This is a genomic window from Fibrella aquatica, from assembly GCF_041321135.1.
Classification (GTDB): Bacteria; Bacteroidota; Bacteroidia; order Cytophagales; family Spirosomataceae; genus Fibrella; species Fibrella aquatica.
On the sequence record NZ_JBGGWF010000019.1, the window covers coordinates 20,231 to 42,917 of the forward strand.

Consider the following 22,687-nt stretch of genomic DNA (forward strand, 5'->3'; position numbering starts at 1 on the left):
AGGCATGATAAACTTTGTATGTTCTGATCCGCGTTACCCTTCTTCGTTAGCGAGCACGACATCAAACCGAACCGTGCTTGTGCCCAGCAACGTACCTGTGCCGTTGGGTCCAGAGAATACCGACACTTTGAACTGGTATGAACCAACCTCCGGTTTAAAACCCTGTCCCGACGGATACAGCAGATAAGGTGCAGCATTAGCATACACGGTACGACGCGCTTTTCCGGTTAACTCCATCAATACACTACCCGTTGTTACCTTAGGCTGACAACTCAGGTTGGCCAGCACAGGCATCTTCTTGCTATCGAGCAAATCGGCATCGATCAGGTCTTTCAACACCTTACCCTGTGCATCGAGCAACGTGGTTGTCACCGCAAACCGAGGGGCTACCCGCACAGTGATCAGGAACGTGTCACTCACTGAAGCACCGCCATTATCTGTTGCCTTGGCCACAGCCGGGCTGGTTCCTATCAGGGTTGGCGTTCCCTGAATCAGTCGCTTGGCGGGGTCATAACTCAGCCCAACCGGTAGGCCTGTGAGCGTTACCGAGGCAATGGTTCCATCGGGGTCTGTGAACGTACCTGCCGGTATGGCTATCGATGCGGGCACATTGACCGTCAGCACCTGATTGGCCAACGCAGCCGCTACAACAGGCGCCTTATTGGGTCGCTCGCAGGTAGTTGTGTAGGCCATTGTTTGCTCACCGCCACTTTGTCGTACTCTCAGAATGAGCGATGTGCCATAACGGGGTCCTTCAGCCAGCGTATACACCGGTTGGCTGGTCCAGTTAAGAATCTGATCGATGCTGTACGTGATGGGGGTTCCGTCGCCGTCGGCGGTTTTAAATTCCAGCCTACCTGTGTTACAATCCAGTACCGGAGCCAGCAAACGAAGCGGTTTCTGCTGCGCAATTACCGATACCATAAACGTAGTGGAGACCGTAGCCCCCCGGTTATCGGTAGCGGTAGCCGTAACAGTCCATGTACCGGTTAAGGTTGGTGCACCACTAATTATAAGCGTATTAGCAGCGAAGGTAAGACCCGGCGGCAAGCCTGTCAGACCAATCCAGTCAATGGTGCCGTCGGCATCACCAAACGTACCTGCCGGCACAACCAGGGTGGTATTCAGAAATTGCGTCAGGGTTTGGTTCATAATCGGCCTCTTCACCGTTGGCGCCTGGTTTGGTAACGGACAGGCCGGGTAGAAAACAGAAAAAACAACCTGGCCATTTTGCCGCGCTTTAATATCGAGTTGATCACCTCTTCGCTGCGCTTCTGCCAACGTGAATGACGATTGCGTTGTCCACGTTATTAGTCGATCGATGCTATATTCTACCGGCGACCCATCACCATCGGCTGACCGGAATTCAAACAAACCCGTAGCACAGTCCAGTAATGGCTCAAGCAAGCGGAGTGGTTTTGTATCCAGCCCAATAGTGAGCGTAAATGTTGTTGACACGGTTGCTCCCTTGTCGTCGGTTGCTACCACCGTGATGGTCCAGTTACCGGTATTAGCTACTGTGCCGGTAATCAAATGCGTTGTAGCATCATAGGTTAGTTCAGCTGGTAGACCACTAACCGATACCGACGCAATTTGGCCGTCAGGATCAGAGAACGTACCTGTAGGAATCAGCACCGACACTGCTTTGTTCACGGTGCCCAATTGATTGGCTATCGGCACATTAACTACGGGCGCTTTGTTGGCAACCGAGCACGTAGTGGTGTAAAACAATGTCTGCTCTACGCCGCTTTGCCGGGCTCTGATCGTTAATCGTTTATTGTACCGGAATTGGTCAACCAGTGTATACACCGATTGCGTACTCCACGAATACAGATCATCAGCGGCATATTCTACGGGTGTTCCGTCGCCTTCTGCCGATCGAAATTCAAACCGGCCGGTTGCACAGTCCAGCACTGGGTCCAGTAACTTCAATAGTTTTTCTACTGGCGCGGCACCTACCGTAAATTTGAAGGTGGTTGTTACCGTTGCTCCCTGATTATCAGTGGCCGTAATGGTAATCGGCCAAACGCCTACGCTGCTTGTGGTACCCTCGAGCACCCGGTTAGACGGGTAATAGGTAATACCCGAAGGCAAACCCGACATACTGATCGAGGCAATTGTGCCGTCGGGGTCAGTAAACATGGTTGCCGGTAGTATAATGATAAAGGGTTTACCGGCGTCCGTACCCTGATCGCCAAGCGGAATATTCACCACTGGCGGCTTATTCTGCGTTGGTGCCGGGCAAGTGGTGTTGTAGGTTATTGAAAACTCAGCACCACTCTGCCGGGCTCGAATAGTGAGCCCACTGCCAGACCGCAGTTGCTCAGGTAATGTGTATACTGTTTGGGTGTTCCAGGAATACAGGTTATCGGCCGCGTACTCAATGGGCGACCCATCTCCTTCTGTTGATCGAAACTCAAACTGACCGGTGCTACAATTCACAACCGGGTCTAGCAGTTGAAGCGGTAGAGTAGCCCGTTTCACCACCAGTACAAAATAATCGGTAACGCTGCTGTTCTTATTGTCGGTGGCCGTGATCGTGATTTCATTCGACCCAATCAGAGCCGGCGTTCCACTAATGGTGCGCGAAGTCGCGTTGTAATTCAACCCAACTGGTAATCCTGATAGTGAAACCGACGTAATTTGCCCATCAGCATCGGCAAACGTATTATCTGGAATTTTAAATGAAAACGACTTATTAACCAATGCCGTTTGGTTTGGCACTCTGTTGGCAACCGTAGGAGGTTGGTTTTCCGTGGGCGTCGGGCCCGTCGTCAGCACATCCTCATCAAGTAAGATGCGCACTGGTTTTTGCTCACCTCCACCCCTAATTGCGTTCCACTGACCAAATACACCCGCCTCGTAAATGTTACTCTGAATAATACTCGAGAGCTTATAGGTCATTGTACCTGCCGGCGTTATGGTAGGCACAGGTTGCTCCAGTAATCGCTTCGCTTTCATCCCTGCCAGTAACTCCCGAAGTTGAGTTTCCTGGTTATAATCGAGAAAGTAGTTGGCAAAGGTGATGATCTTGGCACCGTACTTATAGCTTGTTTCGATTTGCTCGGCCAAAGCTGCTGTAGCGCCCGGTTCCCGGAACGACATACCGTCGACTTCGTTGATCACCCACCCACCGGGCTTCATGTTACTCCGAAGCAGGTCCATCGAAAACTGATGAACATACGTTGGCGCGTCGTTTACCTTAATACCGTCTGACAATTCGGCCAGACTTTTAAAGCCTAAAGTGCCCCTGTTAGCACTATTGGCGTCATATACGCTACCTTGTTCGCTAACAACACGAATGGTAGGGTCTACTGCTTTAACCGTTCTGGTAAAACGGTCATTGAAGGCCTTAAACTGCATGTGACGAAAGACATACCAGTCTTGCCCGCGCTTCCCCTGAAAACCGCCCATGTTGTTGGCATCCGGATAGGTTGGTTGAATGGCCGAGATAGACTTGTAGTCGGTACCCCAGGCCCTGTTTACCGCCTCAAGGCTACCGCTGTACTTATCCAGCGCCCACCGCTGAAAATCAGCGATAGTCAGCGGGTTATAGTCGTAGGCGGTCTTATACTGGTCGGGATAATTGGTATGCCAGTACTCGTTTTCCCACTGTGGGTTAAACGTGACTGACATAAACAGTAGGTGCCCCTGATCATTGAGGTACTTGTAGCGCTGGGCGACCGAGCGCGCAAAATCCTGAACCTTATCAATAGCGGGTGTGTAGCCAAACCGAAAATGGGTTGCTTCTTCCAATTCCAGAGCCTTGCCGCGCGTATCCCGCATCGACTGTTCTTCGGGCCAGAAACCCGTACGGTCGCGTCGACCTGTACGCAGGCGTAAGGCGATTTTGGCGTTATGCCGTAGCGCAACCTCAACAAACCGGTCAATGTAGGCCCAATCGGGAGCACTATTCAAACTGGGTTGCAAAACATCCCAGCCAATGCCAATAACTACGGAGTTACAACCATTGGCGAAGGCATCTTCCATACCTCTGATCTGACGCCGTTGCATGCTACCATCAACGTCTCCATAGTGATAGAGCGTATACATGGCGTACCGCTTTCCATCATCGACGTACCCCTGACCTGATACAGGAACTGCAAGCGTAAAGTTTGCCAGCAGAAAAAACAAGAACACAAGTCGCCTCCCAATCGTAAAAGATTGTTGCATATTTAATGTAGTTGGATTTTTGTATGCACACTAATCCTGGTCAACCGACGGGAGGCTGTCACCGGGTTGAACAGAGTTAATCTTATGGTTTGGGTTAGCGAGGTCCTTATTCTGAAGAATGTATATATATCCGAATAGGCCTTGTTTATTTTCTTCACAATTATCGTGCGAGGAAATAAATCAGATAAAAATTGAGACGAAAGAAAAATCATATGATAACAACATGTACGGCTTGCAACAAAAATACACCCAAGCTATGTAATCGAGCGACTTACTTCCGACGCTATATTATTTGATTTATCACGACATTTGCAATTAAAAAACCATCAACAAAGCTTGTCTGATGGGCGTTACACAGTCATGGCTAATCGGTATTACCTAAAAGTAAAAGAAGTGGTCCGGGAAACTCCCGATGCCATCACCATTCAGTTTTGGCACCCTATCAATGAAGTTATTCGTTACCAACCGGGCCAGTTTCTGACTTTCTTATTGACGATTGGTAACCAAAAGGTACGTCGTTCTTACTCAATGTCGAGTTCACCGCACGTCGACGCATCATTGTCGGTTACAGTAAAACGGGTGCCTGGTGGTCTGGTGTCAAACTACCTGTGCGACAGACTCAAAGAAGGTGATGTGCTGGAAACGCTCGAGCCTATGGGCACGTTCACTCCGGTGCTTACCGCTTCGGCCAGCCGGTTATATGTACTCATTGGAGCAGGCAGTGGCATTACTCCGCTGTTCTCGATGATGAAGTCGATCCTGCATTCAGAACCAAAAAGCGAAGTGTGGCTTATCTACGGTAACCGCAACGAGGAGCAGATCATTTATAAGGCGCACCTCGACGCTATTGCCGGCGTTTACACCGATCGGTTAACCATAACCCACGTGCTTAGTCAGCCCACTCCTAACTGGACCGGCTTTTCGGGGCGCATCAATCAATCGAACTTACTGAAACTGCTCGAAACCCATAAACCAGACTCGTTACGCCAGGCAGAATACTACCTCTGTGGCCCCGACGGATTGATTGACGAGGTACGTTCGGCACTGAATTTGCTCTCCATTCCGGCCGAAAAAATTCATCGCGAAAGCTTCCAGACAGCTAATACGGCGCAGGCCGTGGGAGCAGTCGTGGAAGGAGACATTGATGATGAAGATAGCAGCATACAAGATGTAACGGTGTTATACGAAGGCAACGAGTATAAATTTGCCGTTGAACCCCATCAAACCATTCTGGAAGCTGCCCTTGAGCAGGATATCGATCTGCCTTACTCTTGCCAGGCAGGTATGTGTACGGCTTGTTTGGGTAAGTGCGTATCCGGCGAGGTAAAACTGGATGAAGAAGACGGCCTGTCAGCATCGGAAATAAAAGCAGGATACATTCTGACCTGCGTTGCTCATCCGGCCTCTAAAAACGTGGTGATTGAGATTGAATAAACCAGGCACACTGTGCTATGATGCCGGTAAAGGGTTAACCTTTACCGGCATTTTTACGTATATAGGATTGTGCAACCATCACCTACCCCCGTCATTCTGGTTATTATTCCAGCGTTCAACGAAGAAAATTCGGTCGGCAATGTTATCCGAGAAATTCCGATGGATATTGTCGCCGAAGTAATTGTAGTCAACAATAATTCCAACGACCAAACGGCGGTTCAGGCGGCCGCCGCCGGAGCAACCGTTTTAGATGAACCACGGCAGGGATACGGGCGTGCCTGCCTGCGGGGAATTGCATACGCTCACAATCGCCAACAAAAACCCGACATCATCGTTTTCCTCGATGCTGACTACTCCGACTATCCGGCCGAATTGGTTACCGTTGTTGCCCCTATTTTGGCCAAAGATGCCGATCTTGTTATTGGGTCGCGGGCATTGGGGCAACGGCAACGTGGTTCAATGACGCCGCAACAGGTTTTTGGCAACTGGTTGGCTACCCGCCTTATTCGTCTGCTTTACGATGTTCAGTTTACCGATTTAGGGCCTTTCCGGGCTATTCGATATTCGAGTTTACTGGCCATCGATATGCAGGACACTACCTATGGTTGGACGGTAGAGATGCAGGTGAAAGCGGCAAAACTTGGCCTTAGAAGTGTGGAAGTCCCCGTGCGGTATCGTCGCCGGATTGGGCACTCCAAAATCTCAGGTACGTTGCGCGGCACAGTATTGGCTGGCTACAAAATTTTGAGTACGATTGCGAAATATAGTCGCAAGGCTGAGAAATAGCTTTTTGACTGATCATCAACGCTATGAACATGAGCAGACGGTTTTGTCTGAATGTATGGAACAGTTTATTCTTACGCTTTACGCCCTTTCGCTCCTCTTGTTGTTTGCCTACAACCTGGGACAGTTGAGCCTGATTGTCATCTACCTGCGGTCGGGCAGAAAACAGCGCGCCGACACGGTTGTACCTGACTCTGTTGCCTGGGCAAACCTGCCAACCGTTACTATTCAGTTGCCGCTCTACAACGAACGTTATGTAGTGGAACGCCTTATTGATGCCGTAGCCGCATTGACTTACCCAGCCCAGAAACTCGAAATTCAGGTACTCGACGATTCAACTGACGATTCGATTGAATTGAGCCGACAGAAAGTAGACGAGTATCGGGCACGCGGCGTAAACATTCAACTCATCCGACGACCCGAGCGGGTAGGTTTCAAAGCGGGTGCTTTAGCCTACGGTCTTGACCGGTCGATGGGCGAGTTCGTCGCCATTTTCGACGCTGATTTTGTGCCTGATCCTGATTTCCTGCTCAAAACGATTCCGCATTTTGCCGCGCCTTCGGTAGGTATTGTACAAACCCGTTGGACGCACCTCAACGAAGATTACTCACTGTTGACTCAATTGCAGGCTTTTGGGCTGAATGCCCACTTCTTTATTGAGCAGGGAGGTCGTAATGCCGCCGATTTCTTCATGAATTTCAACGGCACGGCCGGCGTGTGGCGTAAAGCGGCCATTTATGACGCCGGTGGCTGGAGCAGCGACACCCTGACCGAAGACCTTGACCTTAGCTACCGTGCCCAGCTGAAAGGATGGAAATTTGTGTATCGGGAAGATATCGGGTCACCCGCCGAACTCCCGGTAGCGATGGCGGCCCTGAAATCGCAGCAATATCGCTGGATGAAAGGGGCTGCCGAGTGTGCACGCCGTTTGATGATGAGCGTATTACGATCGCCCAACGTACCTGTCGTCAATAAGCTGCACGCCTTTTTTCACCTCTTCAGCAGCTCAACCTTTTTGCTGGTTTTTATGCTGGCATTTTTAAGCGTGCCGGTTTTATACATTCGTAGCCTTCACCCCGAATGGGCTACCGTTTATTTCCTGATCAACTTTTTCCAGGTCAATCTACTCATTCTACTACTGTTCTACGGCATCCCATTCTGGCGATCGAACACCCAGAATCGACTATCATTTCCGTGGTACTTTTTGTCTTATTCATCGCTGATGATGGGCTTGTCGCTTCACAATGCCATCGCCGTTATTGAAGGGTACATAGGCCGGAAAACGCCCTTTGTTCGTACACCGAAATTCAATGTGCAGAAAGGCTCGGATACCTGGCGGTCTAATGTGTACATGGCCTCGGGGTTCCCGTGGCTTACACTACTGGAGGGAGCCATGCTACTCTATTTCGTTGGGGGCATTACGCTGGGAATTTACCTACGCGATTACCGAATGCTGTTCTTCCACTGTATGCTAACGGCGGGCTTCGGTATGGTGTTCGTATATTCGCTCCTGCACACAGTTCGTACGTCGGCACGGCCCCGGTCAGTTGATTCTGATTTGCCAAACACCGAGCGTCGCGCGGCTGGTGCGGTTGCATGACCTCTACTCCCACCCTATTTGCTACTTCGGCCACGCGCTGGGGATGGCTTATTCTTTCTGCCTGCCTGTTCGTATTACTTGGCTACACCACGCCCCGCGGGCAGTTTCCGATGCTGATTGGGCTGTATACGCTGCTGATGTGGGGCTATAGCCTACGCGTGCAGCCAATACTACGCCGCATGAATGACCATGCCGCCTCTCCGGATCGTTTCTTGTTTGGGTCGGCGCTCGTTTTCAGGTTGTTGCTGTTATTGGCAATGCCCCGGTTATCCGACGACTATGCGCGGTTTATGTGGGATGGTCAACTGCTTCTCCAGGGAATTAACCCATTCCGCTATTTACCCGTTGAGCTGATGGCCGGTGGCATCGTGCCGGCCGTTAAGGTCGACCCGGCCTTGTATCAACTGCTAAACTCCCCGAATTACTATACCGTTTATCCACCTGTCAATCAGCTTTTCTTTGCCTTCTCGGCCTGGCTATCGCCGGGTAATGCAGCGGGCGGTGTAATAGCCCTGCGGTTACCCATTATGCTGGCCGAAATGGGGACGTTGTGGCTGATGACGAAGCTATTGACTCAGAACGGGCACAACCCAAATCTGGCTTTACTGTATGGCCTCAATCCGTTGATTATTCTTGAATTGACGGGTAATGTTCATTTCGAGGCAGTCATGATTTTTTTTACGCTGCTGGCCGTTTACTACTGGCAGCAACACAAGCAGGTGTTATCGGCATTAGCGCTTTCACTGGCTATTGCTACCAAACTGTTGCCACTCATGCTGTTGCCGCTTGTTATAGCGCATATAGGCTGGCAGAAAGGGTTGCGTTACGCGTTTATCACCGGCGGATTTTTAGCCGTACTATTCATTCCCTTTTTCAACGTATCGCTGCTGATGAACATGCTGGAAAGCATTGATCTTTACTTTCGAAAATTTGAGTTCAATGCCAGTGTCTATTATGTGATCCGGCAGGCGGGCTACTGGCTTCAGGGATACAATGTACTGGGTCGAGTTGGACTATGGCTGTCTTTGTTGACCACCATTGGATTAACGGTGCTGGCTTTTGCCAAATCGTTTCCTGTTCAGGTACGTTCGCTCTGGATGCTGACACTTTATCTGATCATGGCCACCACAGTTCACCCCTGGTACATCACATCATTGGTAGCCGTTTCTGTGTTTGCCAGTTCACGCGCATACAGCATTCGGTATGTACTGGTGTGGTCAGCACTGGTCTGGCTCTCTTACTCGGCTTACCGCACCACGCCCGTCAGCGAAGATCAAACACTGCTACTCCTGGAATATGGACCTGTATTCGCGCTGTTCATTCTAGATACCCGCCGTTACCTCATCAATCGCCAAACCCATGCCCAAACGCCTGCTGAAATATAAAAATTACGACGTGCACTCGATCACCTCGGTTGCTGATCCAGGTACGTTGACCAAACGCCAGAACGCCAATATTGCCACCTGGGTGATGCAAACAGCCCTGGGTGGTAGTCGATTGGCGGTAGCTCTTTACAAAGTAGATTACACCATTGAACTGGTACGCGAAAGCGGACTGCTGAACGTAAATCTGCTGGCTCAAGACCAAACCGGCCTGATTCGCAAACTGGGCCGTCAGTCGGGACGGAGTATTGATAAGTTTGCCCGGCTTCCGCATGCTTTTGATGACCGTGGCTGTCCCTACCTAACCGAAGCGGTTGGGTACGTTCAGTGCCGCGTGCTGACCAGTGTAGATGGCGGTGACCACGACGTTTTTATCTGTGAAGTGCTGAAGCAAGTCGTATTGAACCCCGGCAAAACGGTGCTGACCAACGATTATCTAAAGGAAAAAAAACTGGTGCGGGGTTGACCGGCTATTCTGATGGCAACGCTTCGTTGGGTCGGAATAACCCTTTCTGTATTACCTGCCTAAGTGTCTTATCTGCCTCGGCCTGTTTGTCGTCTTCGATGTATAGGGTTAGTTTTCCCGTACGTTGCCATTCAGCGAATCCCGCTTGTCGCTTTTCGTAAATGGCTTCGATAAAGGGCAAATTAGTCCAAAGTGAACCGACAAACAGCAGAAATGCCCCTATGGGCAACCAGCTAGCATTTCTGACCAAACGAAGCCGCTGATCCAGGGCGATAGCATACAGCAGAATTGGGGTCATGCTGGTGAATACCATATAGCGCGATGTAAACAGAAACCCGCTTCCCACACCGATTCGCGACAACGAGAGCAAAACGCCCACTGCCAGCGAGATACCCAATAACGAAAACAAAAGTGGGTTCTGACGGCCATATCCCGATATCAGCAAGTAGGCAACATACCCCCAACTTACCAAGCCTATCAGATAACAGACAACTACCTGAATGCTGACAACCGTAAAATTTGGCCAGTGAACAATGAAAGCAGCACCTGGAAAGAGCAATACCCCTTTCAGAAAGGCAATGAGTTGTGTACCAAATGGGTCTGTCATGGCCAGATTGTTACTGGGCCGGTAAAAATCAATGAAGTAATAGCTGATAGCCAGAAACGCCATTAATCCCCAGATAAACAGCCAGCTATTTCGGCGTTTGAAGAAAAGAAAAGCCGCCCCGCCTGCCCATACCAAAAAGCCGCTTCCGAACGAAAACGTGGCTAGTCCCGCCGCCAGAACCGACAGCCCAAATAGCCCCGACCAGCCGACTGATTTGGGCAATGATGCCCGGTGTAATAGCCAGATTGACAGGGCTGTAAAGAAAAGAACCGGATATGATTGTGACCCTCCCGAAATGAACAGAAACGTTTCGTACGAATGCGGACTCAGCAACAGCAAGAAGGGCAACAGATAATGATACCAGGATAATGATGGGCTGATAGATCTGTAAATAATTACCAGAACACTTAATAAGCCGGCCAGAAAAAGAGCATCAACAAACAGAAAATGCGCCAGGTTTACTTCGCCTGTCAATGCATGAAAAGCAACCGTCAGTAAGCGGCTAATGACAATACGGTGTTCGTTATGTTGCGAAAAAATAAGCCGGATATGCTGGCTGTCAGATGTATCTGTATATAAGTAACTGTAAATAAATTGTAACGTAGCTACAAAGTCATCAGTAGCCGGAATATTTTGGGAGTAACGGACAAGTAGGAAAACAAAGGTGAAGAATGGTATGATCAAAAAGATCGCAAGCCAAAACTTACTATTACCGAATTGTTCAATGCGTGTAGGTGGAGTTAATAAGCCAGCCATAGTTCGTTATCAAAGCCAAAGTGCTAAACTAACAACAAGGCTACTGATAAAGAAACTTAGGGCTACTATTGTAACCGGAAACTCATACCACCCAACAGATCATCGACATACTCGCGAGAATTGCTTAATCGAGGAACTTTATGTTGTCCGCCCACCTTACCGCGTTGCCTCATCCAGGCATAGAACGTACCTGCGGGTACCGAGTGAACAACCGGTGCCACTAGCGCCAGATCATGGTAGCGCTTGGCATCATAATCTGAATTGACCTGCCGGAGGGTATCGTCGAGCACCTGTGTAAAATGGCTGAGACTACCTGGTTCACGGGCAAACTCAATCACCCACTCGTGCCCTCCCTGTTGATGCCCGCTCACACGGTTATGCTGCATGTAAATAGGCCCGGCGGTATAATCAGAGATTACTGCGCCGGTTACTTTGCAGGCCTGCGTAATGGCCATTTCGGCATTTTCTACAATCACCTCTTCACCAAACGCATTGATAAAATGCTTGGTCCGCCCGCTTACCCGAATGCGGTGCGGATATAACGACGTGAACCGAACGGTATCGCCGATCCGGTAACGCCATAAACCGGCATTGGTGGAGATAATGAGCGCGTAGTTCCGGTTCAGTTCTACTTCTTCAATCGTGTATGCTTTCGGGAATGATTTGTCGGCGTCTTCTACGGGCACAAATTCATAAAAGATGCCATAGTCAGGCATAAGCATCATCTCATTGGCCCGGGTCATATCGTCCTGAATGGCAAAATACCCTTCCGACGCGTTGTAAACTTCCTGAAAGCCAACGTTTTGACCACCAAAAATTTGATCACTGAACAGGGTTCGGTACGGCTGAAAGGCAACAGCGCCGTGCACGAATACTTCGAAGTTAGGCCATACATCCAGAATGTTTTCTTTACCAGTTTGGGCAAGCACTTTCTGAATAAGCACCATTGTCCAGGTAGGTACGCCCAAAATGCTGGTTACGTTTTCCTGAGCAGTAATTTGGGCCATCCGGTCGATTTTGGCCTCCCACTCGTCCATCAGGGCCACATCCAGCGAAGGTGTTCTCACAACCTGAGCCCAGACAGGCAGGTTTTTCATGACCACCGCCGAAATATCACCCGTTGCGCTATCACGACCATACGGATTGGCATGCAGGCTTCCACCAATCGATAAACCTTTGCCTTCAAAAACACGAGTCTCGGGCCGGTTGGCGATGTAAAGCGCCATCATGTCTTTACCACCTTTGATGTGGCAATCATCAAGGGCTTCCGACGAAACAGGAATGTATTTACTACGGGCGTTGGTTGTTCCCGACGATTTCGAGAACCAATGGATGGGCGACGACCACAGTACGTTTTGCTCACCTTTCATGATCCGTTCAATGTACGGAAACAGGTCTTCGTAACTGGAAACGGGCACTTGTTGCTGAAAAGCACGAACTGAGTGTATGTCTTCGTACCCATGTTTTCGCCCCCATTCGGTACGCCGCCCCCGCCCGATCAATGATCGGAATACGATTTGTTGCGCGTCGCCGGGCCGGGCCTTTAACCCCTCGATTCGGGGCAGGCGTCGGCTGAGCAGCCAACTGAGCGTCGTGTTTAGAAAGGTCATACAAGCAGTACGATCAGGCTATTAGATTATAAACTTAACCGTTTGTTAGTCTAAGTACAAACACGGGCCTTGCCTCCTTGGTTTAGAGTTCATCTGCACGGTTAGGATAATCAGTAATGATACCATCTACACCAATATTGATCATCTTACGCATATCGACCACATTATTCACTGTCCAGGGCACAACCTGAATACCTTGCCGATGCAGTTTCTGCACGCTTTCTCGCCCGATAAGCTTGTAATTGGGGCTATAAATAGCGGGTTTAAACCCAAGCTTTTTTAGGTTATGGTCTACACCCCGAACGTTTTCGACCAGCGCCGCCAGCCGAACAGGCAGCACCGTTTGCCCCTTAAGTTGCCGATTCCACTCTTGTAAGATGGCGAAATCGAAGCTTTGAATGATGATGCGACTGGCAGGTACGTTGGCCTTTACTAACACCTCATTGACCAGCTTACAGAACTCTGCCGGGCGGGGCTGGCTCTGGTCATATTCTGATTCTTCGCTTTTCAGTTCTATGTTGTACGCAAAAGCAGGTAGGTTCTTTTCGGTGCGGTAAGCTTCTGTTGCTGCTAGCATGTCGCTCAACAATGGCTTGAATACCTTCTGTTTTTGTTGCTCCGGAAAGCGCGGGTTCCCGTTTGATCCTACATCATACCGCCTGATTTCGGCATAGAGCATCTTATACAAAACCAGATTTTTTTCCTCAGCCTTAGTTACCGGCTCACCATCTGGTTTAGTACTAAACGCCGAATTGAAATAGGGTTCGTGTGAGACAACAACCTGCCCATCCTGACTAATCACCACGTCGAGTTCAAGCGTATTTACACCTAAATCGAGTGCCTTCAGAAAAGCAGGAATTGTGTTTTCGGGCATTAGGCCCCGGCAACCGCGATGGCCCTGCAAGTCGTAGCTACGTGCTGGCTGGGCAGCAAGAGAAGAGGTTGTCAGCATACAAAGTATGAACAGTAAAGCGCGCATCGGTTATCAGGTACGTTAAGATCAAATGTAAAAAAAAGCCGGTAGCTGCTCGTGTTAACAAACAGTTACCGGCTTATGACGTGGCCTTTTACCCTTAACTATGGTCTAATCGCTTTCACGAAGGCATCTATACCTTCAGCGCCTGGTCCGTTTTTCTGCAGATGTTTAACGAACGCACTACCGATAATCGCTCCGTTGGCGTGTTCACTGGCGGTGTCGAACGTTTCCTGGTTGTTGATACCAAAGCCGATTAGACGAGGATTCCGCAGATTCATGCCCGCTATTCGCTCAAAGTATGCCTTCATAGTATCGCTGATGCCTGATACAGAACCGGTAATGCTCGCTGACGACACCATGTAGATGAACCCTTCCGAAGCCTCGTCAATGAAGCGTATGCGTTCGTCTGTTGTTTGCGGCGTGATTAGGAAGATGTTCAGAATACCGTAGCGTTCAAACGTTTCTTTGTATTCAGCCACGTACAGATCGAACGGTAGGTCGGGCAGAATCACACCGTCGACGCCTACTTCCTGGCATTTCTGACAGAACGCCTCAACGCCAAATTGCAGCACCGGGTTGATGTAGCCCATTAACAGAATAGGCACGCTAATCTCATCACGGCAGTCAGCTAGTTGCTCAAACAGGATGCGCAGGGTCATGCCATGTTCCAGCGAAACCCCGTTGCTCTGCTGAATTACTTCACCGTCGGCTACCGGGTCAGAGTAGGGCATACCGATCTCAACCAGATCGACGCCTGCCTGTTGCAAGCCACGAAGCACCGTCCGCGTGTCATTTAATTGGGGAAAACCTGCGGTAAAATAAACGTTGAGCAACCGATCGCTCTTCGTAGAAAACAGGTCGGTGATGCGGTTTTGTAGAATTGTCATTATGCTTCGCTGTCATTAAGTGGTCATTCGCTACGCTGTCATTCAGTGGTCATTTGCCTACGGCGTCATCAGTAGTCATTCGTTGTAAAGACAATCAATAACTATCTAATGACGCCGTAGGCAAATGACCACTGAATGACGCGAAGCATAATGACATTTCGACTATAAATACTTCGTATACGTGCTCAAATCTTTATCACCCCGGCCTGACAGGCAAACGACAACGACGTCGTCTTTCTTAAGCGGCATTTCGTTCAATACGGCCAGTGCGTGGGCTGTTTCGAGGGCAGGAATAATACCTTCCAGCTTGCTGAGGTTAAAACCTGCCTTCAGGGCATCATCGTCGGTCACGCTGTAGAAATCGCCCCGTCCCGAATCGAACAGGTGAGCGTGCAGCGGACCAATACCGGGGTAGTCGAGCCCTGCCGAGATTGAATAGGGCTCGGTTACCTGACCATCTTCTGTCTGCATCAAAATCGTGCGCGAGCCGTGCAATACGCCGGGCTTACCCAACGCCGTTGTAGCGGCCGAATGACCCGTATTCACGCCCTGCCCAGCGGCTTCGGCGGCAACCAGACGTACCTGAGGCTCATCCAGAAAATGGAAGAATGCCCCAGCCGCGTTACTGCCGCCACCTACGCAGGCTACTACATAATCAGGTGTTTCGCGGCCTTCTTTTTCCAGCAACTGCTTCCGAATCTCTTCTGAAATTACCGACTGGAAACGCGCCACCATATCCGGGTACGGGTGCGGACCAACCACCGAGCCAATGATATAATGCGTATCGACCGGGTTATTAATCCAGTGACGCATGGCTTCGTTGGTCGCATCTTTCAACGTCTGACTGCCCGATTTGGCGGGACGTACCTCAGCGCCCAGCATCCGCATGCGGTCGACGTTCGGCTTCTGCCGCTCGATATCGATCGAACCCATGTAGATGATGCATTCCAGGCCCATCAGAGCGCAAACAGTAGCCGTAGCCACGCCATGCTGCCCCGCGCCGGTTTCGGCTACGATACGCTTCTTTCCGAGCCGTTGCGCCACCAGAATCTGTCCGATGGTGTTGTTGATCTTGTGCGCACCCGTATGGCACAGGTCTTCCCGCTTCAGGTAGATCGTTGCGCCCACCTGCGCCGACAGCCGTTTAGCCAGAAACAACGGCGTGGGACGACCTACATAATCGGTGAGCAACTGCCAGAATTCAGCCTGAAACGACGGATCGGCAATAATGTCCAGATAGTTTTGGCGTAGCTCTTCAACATTGGGGTACAGCATCTCGGGGATGAATGCACCACCAAAATGGCCGTAGAAGCCTTTGTCGGTCACCTCAAAGGAGGTTTGGGGTTCAAGTGTCGTTTGCATGATTTTTAAGCTGTTGCTGAGTAATGTACCGTTACGCCATATGGTTTCATTAACTCTTCTAATTCAGCCAGATATGAATCGTGTAATGCTGTATACTGATTAATGGACAGTTGGTCATCAGGAGCCTGCGCTTTGTACGCATCTACCAACCGTCGATTACGCTCAATTAACTCCAACACCCGGGTTAACCGTAAAGCTTGTTCCTGTGTTGATGGCTGCATTTCCATATTACTGTACCTGTAAAGAAAGAATTCCTTTGTTTTTGTAGTCTCTTGTCGTTCCAAAAACATACAACCACTCTGTTTGACTCAACTCATACAGTCTGTAATTCCGATGGCCTGATGGATAAACAGGAACGAAATAACTGTCTATCACTGGTTTTCGCACCGACCGTAACTGATCAAGTTCTCTATTGAATTGTTGATGCTTTCGGTAGTCTACAAATAGAACGATATCAACATCTTTCGGATTCAGTTTACTCGTAGTAAAACTACCATCCAGCCAGTACGTGAATGTCTCTCCAATTATAACTTTTACCTCATTTATGTAACTCGACAGTTGATCAAAAAGCTGTGATCTATTTGACGACAATGGCATACTAAAAACAAACGCTTCTTCAACTTCATGCAATGAGGTATCAATCAAGCCACCCGGAATCAATAAGCCATTCTCATTTAGAATCAACATCATTCTCTACGCTTCTTCCTCCTCTTCAATAGGCCGCAGGCGGTCGATGAGTTCCTTCACTTTCGCTACGTCTTTCACGCCCGGCGATACTTCGACCTGGCTGTTCACATCAACGCCGTATAGCTTCATGCCTTTCAGTTGGTCGAGCTGATCGAGGTTGTCGAGGCCGATTCCACCGCTGATGAAGAACGGCTTCTCGTTATCGTAATTTTTCAGAACGTTCCAGTCGAAGGTATGTCCGTTACCGCCGGGCTGATCACCTTTGGCATCGAACAGAAACAGATCGGCGTAGGCCTTGTAGTTGTTCACCATCGAGAAGTTGAACGCACCATCGACCCGGAAGGCCTTGATGATGTTAACCCCCCGATTCTGAAGGCTCCGGCAATAGTCAGGTGCTTCGTTACCGTGAAGCTGTACGTACTGTAGGTCATACTTTTTAACCGACCGCAGAATGTATTCCGGATTGGCATTCACAAACACACCCACTTTCCGGATTGACCGGGGCAGCGCTTTCACCACATCTGCATTCAGATCGTCGCCGACAAACCGGGGCGATTGATCGTAGAAGATAAAGCCGACAAAATCCGGATTCAGGGCCGCCACTTGTTCCAGATTGGCCGCATCACGTAGGCCGCATACTTTAATCTTCATACGATTTGATGACTGTTTTTAGACGTAACAAGTTGTTCTTTATAATCGGTCACTAAATGACGCAAAGCCGTTGCCGGATCGTCTGTTTTCATAAATGCCTCACCAATTAGGAACGCTTGGTAGCCAACTTCATGCAACCGCACCATTGTTTCGGCATCGTGCAGTCCGCTCTCTGTTACTTTCACGTACTGATCGGGAATTTGACTGGCCAGTTGAACCGATGTATCAATATCCGTGACGAAGGTTTTCAGATTTCGGTTATTCACGCCTACTAGATCAACACTTTCGCAGAGAGAACGTTGCAATTCGTCGGCGTCGTGTACTTCTAGTAACACCTCCATCCCAAGTTCGTGCGCATATTCGCTCAATGAACGTATCTGATCGGGACTCAGGCATGAGGCAATCAACAACACCAGGTCGGCTCCCCACGCTTTAGCTTCTAAAAGTTGGTACGCGTCGACAACGAAGTCTTTACGCAGAATTGGCGTTTGTGGATTAGCAGCGCGCGCTGCCTGCAAATCGGCCGGTGTTCCACCGAAAAACGGCTCATCTGTCAACACGGATAATACAGCTGCACCCGCAGCAACGTACCCACGCGTAGTCTCTGCCACATCGACCCGGTCGTTGATAACTCCCTTCGATGGCGACTTACGCTTGAACTCCGAAATCACACCCGTTGAGTCAGGGGCCAAAATCGCGGCCCGCGCCGAATTCACCGTGCGGCCGAAGAGGGGCATCTTCCGTAGATCATCTTCTGAAACCGCCGCTTTCCGCTCAGCAACTTCCTCCCACTTCCGGGTAACTATGGTATCTAAAATGGTCATCTCTCTAGTTCATCAATCTATCAAACGATTGTCTGGCGCGGCCGCTTACTAATGACTCGCGGGCCATCGCTACGGCTTCTTCATTGGTTGGCGCTTTTCCGGCGGCTAGTAGTGCCATAGCGGCGTTGGCCAGTACGGCCTGCGTCTGGGCCGGGGTTGCTTCGTTGTTCAGCACGTTCATAAAAATCTGAGCTGATTCTTCCGCCGTTTTGCCACCCGACAGCGCTTCGGCTGATAACCGCTCGAACCCAATGTCGACTGGATTTAACATCAGCTCGGTTTTGTTCGTGATAGCCTTAAAAGGGCCCGTGAGCGATATTTCATCGTAGCCATCCAGCGAATGAAGCACCATAAACTGCTTGTCTGTCTGTTGATAAAGGTACGCATAAAGCCGGGCCAATTCAAGGCTGTAGACGCCCACCAACTGCTTGTTTGGCCGCGACGGATTAACCATCGGACCCAACACGTTGAAGAACGTTTTCACGCCTAATTCCTTCCGGATCGGACCCACGTTTTTCATAGCCGGGTGGAATAGGGGCGCATGCAGAAAACAGATGCCCGCCGTTTCGATCTTACGCTGTAGCTCACCGATATCGTTGGTGAATTTATAGCCCAACCGCTCCATCACCGTGCTTGACCCGGTCAACGACGATACGCCGTGGTTACCATGCTTGGCTACACGCTGGCCCGCCCCCGCCACGACAAACGCTGATAACGTAGAGATATTGAATGTGTCTTTTCCATCGCCGCCCGTGCCGCAAACATCCATAGCGTCGAAGCCCGACAGGTCAACGGGTAAACAGAGTTCCAGCATCGCGTCACGGAAACCTTCCAGTTCCTCCACGCGAATACTCCGCATCATATAAACCGTCAGGAACGCTGCTACCTGCGACTGGTTGTACTGCCCCTGCGTAATGCCCAACAGCACTTCTTTCGCCTGCGCTGTGGTTAGGGTTTTATATTCAAAAAGGTGATTCAGGATTGCTTTCATAAGAATATGTCTATTAATGTAGAGCCGCAAGATGTTGCGGCTCTACGATACCAGCCAGTTTTTCATCATTTGGACGCCGCCAACTGTTAGTACCGATTCGGGGTGAAATTGAACACCTCGAACGTCGAACCGGGCGTGGCGGAGGCCCATTATCCGGCCGTTTTCATCTTCGGCAGTAATTAGCAGATCTGCGGGTAAACTATCCCGAACCACCGACCACGAATGATAGCGACCAACGGTCATATCATCGGGTAATTGGTTGAACAACGGTTCGTCCCGATCCAGCACATAAGCCGAATGGGCAACCCCGTGCAGCACATCGCCCAGATTTTCGAGCGTTGCCCCAAACACCTCACCGATTGCCTGATGTCCCAGACATACCCCCATAATGGACTTTGTTGGGGCATATTCGGCTATCAAAGGCTTCAGAATACCAGCCTCATCGGGAATACCAGGCCCCGGCGACAGTAAGATTTTGTCGTAATCCGAAGCGTCCTCAACCGTTAATTTATCATTCCGAATCACATCGGGACGATAACCCAGTTCGCGCAGGATATAGACGAGGTTATAGGTAAACGAATCGTAATTATCTAAAACGAGAATTTTCATGAGATTGCATTTTAAACCTATAAGGTTGTTTGGAAACCTTATAGGTTTGGTTTTTCAAATTCCTTCTGCCTGTTGAATAGCGGCCCGTAGTGCGCCCAACTTGTTATGTACTTCCTGTAGTTCGCTTTCGACCACTGATTTAGCTACAACACCGGCCCCTGCTTGGTAATAGAGCGAATTGTTCTGGCTCATGAACGTGCGAATCATGATGGCGTGGTTGAACTCACCGTCGAAGCCCATGTAGCCAATGCTTCCCGAATAGAAACCGCGACTCTGGTTTTCATAGCGGTCAATCAACTTCATCGCCATGTGTTTCGGCGCCCCCGACAACGTACCTGCGGGGAACGTCTCAGCCACAATCTGCAACGGATCAGCGCCCTCATTCAATTGACCGACTACCTTCGACACCAGGTGAATCACGTGCGAATAGTATTGCACTTCTTTAAAGGTTTCCACCTTCACCACATCGCAGTTCCGGCTGAGGTCATTACGGGCCAGATCGACCAGCATCACATGCTCGGCCGATTCTTTCGGGTCGTCGTATAGCTTTTGAGCCAGTTCAGCATCTTTTAAATCATCTCCCGTCCGGCGGAATGTACCTGCAATCGGATAAATGGTAGCCTCGCCCTTCTTCACCACGATCTGCGACTCAGGCGATGAGCCAAACAACTTGAAATTACCATAGTCGAAATAGAACAGATAAGGCGATGGATTCAACGACCGCAGTGCGCGGTATACATTGAATTCATCGCCTCTGAATGGCGTTTGAAAGCGCCGTGATAACACAATCTGAAATACATCTCCCCGACGGCAATGATCGATTCCATGCTGAATAACGCCCCGAAATTCGTCGTCGCTAAAGTTAGAGGTTTCTTTACCCGTTGTCGTAAATGAATACAGCGCGTAGTTACGACTTGTCAAGAACGAGGCTACTTCATCAATGCTGCTATTGCCCGGTTCCTGGCCATTCTGCAAGTATTGATGCTCGAATAGGTGTAGTTCGTCTTTGAAATGGTTGATCGCCACAACGTACCTGTACACCTGAAAAACCGCTGCGGGAATACGATTCTCTTCAGGAACCGGAGCTGTCAGGTGAATGTCCTCAAACCCTTCGACTGCCGGAAAGCCGAAGTAGCCAAACAAACCATTTGAGATAAACGAGTATCCCGAGGACGGAGCCGCAAATTGGTCTTTGAAATTGCGTAGCGCTGGCATTAACTCGTCTGGATCAGCTTTTCTACGTGTCTCCTCCTGGCCAGGAAATACCGTGCTGATGATGCCTTCATCGTACGTAAACCGCGCAACAGGATCAAACGCGATATACGAAAAGCTGTTGTCGTTGCCATGGTAGTCGGCACTTTCGAGCAAAATGCTATTGGGATACTTATCCCGAATACGCAAATAGCTGCTTACAGGCGTGATGATATCAGCCAGCATACGACGATGCGTGGTATGAACAGAATACTGTTGGATTGATTGAGGCGAAATAGTCATTCTAGAAAGGCGTTAGACGGAAGTTCGGACAATAAAAAAGGCTCACCGGGATGACGGTGAGCCTTTTGATATAGTGTTATACAGAACACAACAGGGCAACCCTCATCCTTTGCAGGAAAAGTGCCACCACCATGCTTTGTTCGTAATCAGATTCATGTTCTCTTTTATCAATGTCGGGGTAGCAAGGTTTGAACCACTGCAGCGGACCGTCCACGATCTCTACGTCCCGAATGTAGATCGCTTCCAAGATGCGCTACACCCTGGTTTGGAGCACAAAAATAGTTATTCAGTCTGATTTTGAAACTGTAACCGCAACTTTTTACGAACAAACGCTAACAGATTGGTTATATATCTGACATTCAACTAATCTATATGCCTGAATTACCAGAGGTCGAGATGCGTCGGCTTTACTTGGAAGCAACTTCATTTGATCAGCCAATCGACTCAATCACTGTAGAAGATAAGAAGCTGTTGACGACGGATTTCAATACGTTACAAGAAAGCCTCCACAATCGCCGCTTATTAGGCACAAAACGGGTTGGAAAAAATCTCTTCGTTTACACGGATGATCCCTCAGTAATCGTCCGCATGCATTTCGGTATGACCGGCGATTTGATATATTATCACAACTCCATCGACCGTCCTAGGCACGCACGCATCGTTTTTTACTTTAAGAATGGCTTCTGTTTGGGATTCGTATGCCCTCGCAAATTTGAACGCGTTGGACTAGTTTCAGACATAGATGCTTACCTAAAACTGAAAAAGATAGCCCCTGATGCTCTATCAATTGACGTAGGTACGCTAGCCAACAAACTTAGAAAGCGTCGCTCTCCGATTAAGCCTGTATTACTTGACCAGTCTACCACAGCAGGACTAGGCAACTGGATTGTGGACGAAGTACTTTTCCAGGCAAGAGTGCATCCGTCAAGCATCAGTGCAGATTTGTCAGACGATCAAACTCAGGCTATTCACGATGCTATTCATCTTGTTCTTGAAACAGCTATTAGCAAAGAAGCCAACTACCGCGATTTTCCACCTTCGTTTCTGATTCATGCCCGGCAATGGGATACCTCACCCTACGAAGATCCCCAAGCGTATAAATTCTGTCCTCGCTGCGGTACTGAAATAGAGGTAATTGAAGTGGGTGGTCGTACGACCTATTTTTGCCCAAAAGAGCAGGTACTCAACTAAGTTATATTTTTCTTAGCAAATAATTAATTAACTCATTGTCAGAGCATTGTATAAATTCAAAAAACTCTTAGCTACAGTATATATCAACAAAAAGAGCTGCCTCTTGCGAAGCAGCTCTCTGTTGTCTAGGGGTGGCGACCGCCTACTCTCCCGGTCGTGACACCAGTACCATCGGCAGTGCGGGGCTTAACGGCTCTGTTCGGA

General features: G+C 49.5%; 19 protein-coding genes. 6 read left to right on the top strand and 13 right to left on the bottom strand.

The annotated features are described in order from the left end of the window. Positions 1–33: 33 nt before the first annotated feature. The gene (locus ACAW87_RS24990) at positions 34–4,173 is read right to left on the bottom strand and encodes a putative Ig domain-containing protein (protein WP_370726396.1); all 4,140 of its coding nucleotides are present in this window, start codon (positions 4,171–4,173) and stop codon (positions 34–36) included. Positions 4,174–4,533: 360 nt separating this feature from the next. On the opposite strand from ACAW87_RS24990, the gene ACAW87_RS24995 reads away from it, so the two are divergent. The 5 genes from ACAW87_RS24995 to ACAW87_RS25015 all read left to right on the top strand — a co-directional run bounded on the left by ACAW87_RS24995 (position 4,534) and on the right by ACAW87_RS25015 (position 9,838). Further along, positions 4,534–5,607, top strand: a complete 1,074-nt coding sequence (locus ACAW87_RS24995) for a 2Fe-2S iron-sulfur cluster-binding protein (protein ID WP_370726397.1) — start codon at positions 4,534–4,536, stop codon at positions 5,605–5,607. Between the two features lie 69 nt (positions 5,608–5,676). Continuing rightward, entirely contained in the window at positions 5,677–6,393 is a 717-nt protein-coding gene (locus ACAW87_RS25000; RefSeq protein ID WP_370726398.1) for a glycosyltransferase family 2 protein, read from the top strand. A 55-nt stretch (positions 6,394–6,448) separates the two neighbouring features. Next, entirely contained in the window at positions 6,449–7,990 is a 1,542-nt protein-coding gene (locus ACAW87_RS25005; RefSeq protein ID WP_370726399.1) for a cellulose synthase family protein, read from the top strand. Continuing rightward, the gene (locus ACAW87_RS25010; protein ID WP_370726400.1) at positions 7,987–9,375 is read left to right on the top strand and encodes an MptA/MptB family glycosyltransferase; all 1,389 of its coding nucleotides are present in this window, start codon (positions 7,987–7,989) and stop codon (positions 9,373–9,375) included. The genes ACAW87_RS25005 and ACAW87_RS25010 overlap by 4 nt, the downstream gene beginning before the upstream one ends. Then, positions 9,350–9,838 carry a flavin reductase family protein gene (locus ACAW87_RS25015; RefSeq protein ID WP_370726401.1) on the top strand — a complete coding sequence of 163 codons (489 nt, stop codon included), beginning with the start codon at positions 9,350–9,352 and terminating at the stop codon, positions 9,836–9,838. Before ACAW87_RS25010 ends, ACAW87_RS25015 begins: the two co-directional genes overlap by 26 nt. Before the next feature lie 4 nt (positions 9,839–9,842). Here the strand turns inward: ACAW87_RS25015 and ACAW87_RS25020 are convergent, their stop codons facing one another. The 12 genes from ACAW87_RS25020 to ACAW87_RS25075 all read right to left on the bottom strand — a co-directional run bounded on the left by ACAW87_RS25020 (position 9,843) and on the right by ACAW87_RS25075 (position 21,292). After that, positions 9,843–11,129 carry a hypothetical protein gene (locus tag ACAW87_RS25020; RefSeq protein ID WP_370726402.1) on the bottom strand — a complete coding sequence of 429 codons (1,287 nt, stop codon included), beginning with the start codon at positions 11,127–11,129 and terminating at the stop codon, positions 9,843–9,845. A gap of 137 nt (positions 11,130–11,266) precedes the next feature. After that, positions 11,267–12,811, bottom strand: coding sequence for a GH3 auxin-responsive promoter family protein (locus tag ACAW87_RS25025; protein WP_370726403.1), 1,545 nt, complete (start codon positions 12,809–12,811; stop codon positions 11,267–11,269). 82 nt (positions 12,812–12,893) lie between these two features. Then, the gene (locus tag ACAW87_RS25030) at positions 12,894–13,763 is read right to left on the bottom strand and encodes a glycerophosphodiester phosphodiesterase family protein (RefSeq protein ID WP_370726404.1); all 870 of its coding nucleotides are present in this window, start codon (positions 13,761–13,763) and stop codon (positions 12,894–12,896) included. Positions 13,764–13,888: 125 nt separating this feature from the next. Next, a complete protein-coding gene (gene trpA / locus ACAW87_RS25035; protein WP_370726405.1) occupies positions 13,889–14,674 on the bottom strand; it encodes a tryptophan synthase subunit alpha in 786 nt (261 codons plus the stop codon). 162 nt (positions 14,675–14,836) lie between these two features. After that, a complete protein-coding gene (trpB, locus tag ACAW87_RS25040) occupies positions 14,837–16,036 on the bottom strand; it encodes a tryptophan synthase subunit beta (RefSeq protein ID WP_370726406.1) in 1,200 nt (399 codons plus the stop codon). 5 nt (positions 16,037–16,041) lie between these two features. After that, positions 16,042–16,326 (bottom strand): hypothetical protein, encoded by a 285-nt coding sequence (locus tag ACAW87_RS25045; RefSeq protein WP_370726414.1) that lies wholly within the window; start codon positions 16,324–16,326, stop codon positions 16,042–16,044. After that, positions 16,265–16,726: a DUF6932 family protein gene (locus tag ACAW87_RS25050; protein ID WP_370726407.1), complete on the bottom strand. Its 462-nt coding sequence runs from the start codon at positions 16,724–16,726 to the stop codon at positions 16,265–16,267. The genes ACAW87_RS25045 and ACAW87_RS25050 overlap by 62 nt, the downstream gene beginning before the upstream one ends. Positions 16,727–16,729: 3 nt before the next feature. Then, complete coding sequence (locus ACAW87_RS25055) at positions 16,730–17,374, bottom strand: phosphoribosylanthranilate isomerase (RefSeq protein WP_370726408.1); 645 nt, start codon at positions 17,372–17,374, stop codon at positions 16,730–16,732. Further along, positions 17,371–18,198 carry an indole-3-glycerol phosphate synthase TrpC gene (gene trpC / locus ACAW87_RS25060; RefSeq protein ID WP_370726409.1) on the bottom strand — a complete coding sequence of 276 codons (828 nt, stop codon included), beginning with the start codon at positions 18,196–18,198 and terminating at the stop codon, positions 17,371–17,373. Before trpC ends, ACAW87_RS25055 begins: the two co-directional genes overlap by 4 nt. A gap of 4 nt (positions 18,199–18,202) precedes the next feature. Beyond that, complete coding sequence (gene trpD, locus ACAW87_RS25065; RefSeq protein WP_370726410.1) at positions 18,203–19,189, bottom strand: anthranilate phosphoribosyltransferase; 987 nt, start codon at positions 19,187–19,189, stop codon at positions 18,203–18,205. 42 nt (positions 19,190–19,231) lie between these two features. Continuing rightward, positions 19,232–19,798, bottom strand: a complete 567-nt coding sequence (locus ACAW87_RS25070) for an anthranilate synthase component II (protein ID WP_370726411.1) — start codon at positions 19,796–19,798, stop codon at positions 19,232–19,234. Positions 19,799–19,852: 54 nt separating this feature from the next. After that, complete coding sequence (locus ACAW87_RS25075) at positions 19,853–21,292, bottom strand: anthranilate synthase component I family protein (protein WP_370726412.1); 1,440 nt, start codon at positions 21,290–21,292, stop codon at positions 19,853–19,855. Between the two features lie 372 nt (positions 21,293–21,664). Between ACAW87_RS25075 and ACAW87_RS25080 the strand changes: the two genes are divergently transcribed. After that, positions 21,665–22,483 (top strand): Fpg/Nei family DNA glycosylase, encoded by an 819-nt coding sequence (locus ACAW87_RS25080; protein WP_370726413.1) that lies wholly within the window; start codon positions 21,665–21,667, stop codon positions 22,481–22,483. The last annotated feature ends 204 nt before the right edge of the window (positions 22,484–22,687 follow it).

Coding starts and splice junctions, on each gene's coding strand:
- ACAW87_RS24990 (WP_370726396.1), bottom strand. CDS start 4,173: ATGCAACAATCTTTTACGATTGGGAGGCGACTTGTGTTCTTGTTTTTT.
- ACAW87_RS24995 (WP_370726397.1), top strand. CDS start 4,534: ATGGCTAATCGGTATTACCTAAAAGTAAAAGAAGTGGTCCGGGAAACT.
- ACAW87_RS25005 (WP_370726399.1), top strand. CDS start 6,449: ATGGAACAGTTTATTCTTACGCTTTACGCCCTTTCGCTCCTCTTGTTG.
- ACAW87_RS25010 (WP_370726400.1), top strand. CDS start 7,987: ATGACCTCTACTCCCACCCTATTTGCTACTTCGGCCACGCGCTGGGGA.
- ACAW87_RS25015 (WP_370726401.1), top strand. CDS start 9,350: ATGCCCAAACGCCTGCTGAAATATAAAAATTACGACGTGCACTCGATC.
- ACAW87_RS25025 (WP_370726403.1), bottom strand. CDS start 12,811: ATGACCTTTCTAAACACGACGCTCAGTTGGCTGCTCAGCCGACGCCTG.
- ACAW87_RS25030 (WP_370726404.1), bottom strand. CDS start 13,763: ATGCTGACAACCTCTTCTCTTGCTGCCCAGCCAGCACGTAGCTACGAC.
- trpA (WP_370726405.1), bottom strand. CDS start 14,674: ATGACAATTCTACAAAACCGCATCACCGACCTGTTTTCTACGAAGAGC.
- trpB (WP_370726406.1), bottom strand. CDS start 16,036: ATGCAAACGACACTTGAACCCCAAACCTCCTTTGAGGTGACCGACAAA.
- ACAW87_RS25045 (WP_370726414.1), bottom strand. CDS start 16,326: ATGTTTTTGGAACGACAAGAGACTACAAAAACAAAGGAATTCTTTCTT.
- ACAW87_RS25050 (WP_370726407.1), bottom strand. CDS start 16,726: ATGATGTTGATTCTAAATGAGAATGGCTTATTGATTCCGGGTGGCTTG.
- ACAW87_RS25055 (WP_370726408.1), bottom strand. CDS start 17,374: ATGAAGATTAAAGTATGCGGCCTACGTGATGCGGCCAATCTGGAACAA.
- trpC (WP_370726409.1), bottom strand. CDS start 18,198: ATGACCATTTTAGATACCATAGTTACCCGGAAGTGGGAGGAAGTTGCT.
- trpD (WP_370726410.1), bottom strand. CDS start 19,189: ATGAAAGCAATCCTGAATCACCTTTTTGAATATAAAACCCTAACCACA.
- ACAW87_RS25070 (WP_370726411.1), bottom strand. CDS start 19,798: ATGAAAATTCTCGTTTTAGATAATTACGATTCGTTTACCTATAACCTC.
- ACAW87_RS25075 (WP_370726412.1), bottom strand. CDS start 21,292: ATGACTATTTCGCCTCAATCAATCCAACAGTATTCTGTTCATACCACG.
- ACAW87_RS25080 (WP_370726413.1), top strand. CDS start 21,665: ATGCCTGAATTACCAGAGGTCGAGATGCGTCGGCTTTACTTGGAAGCA.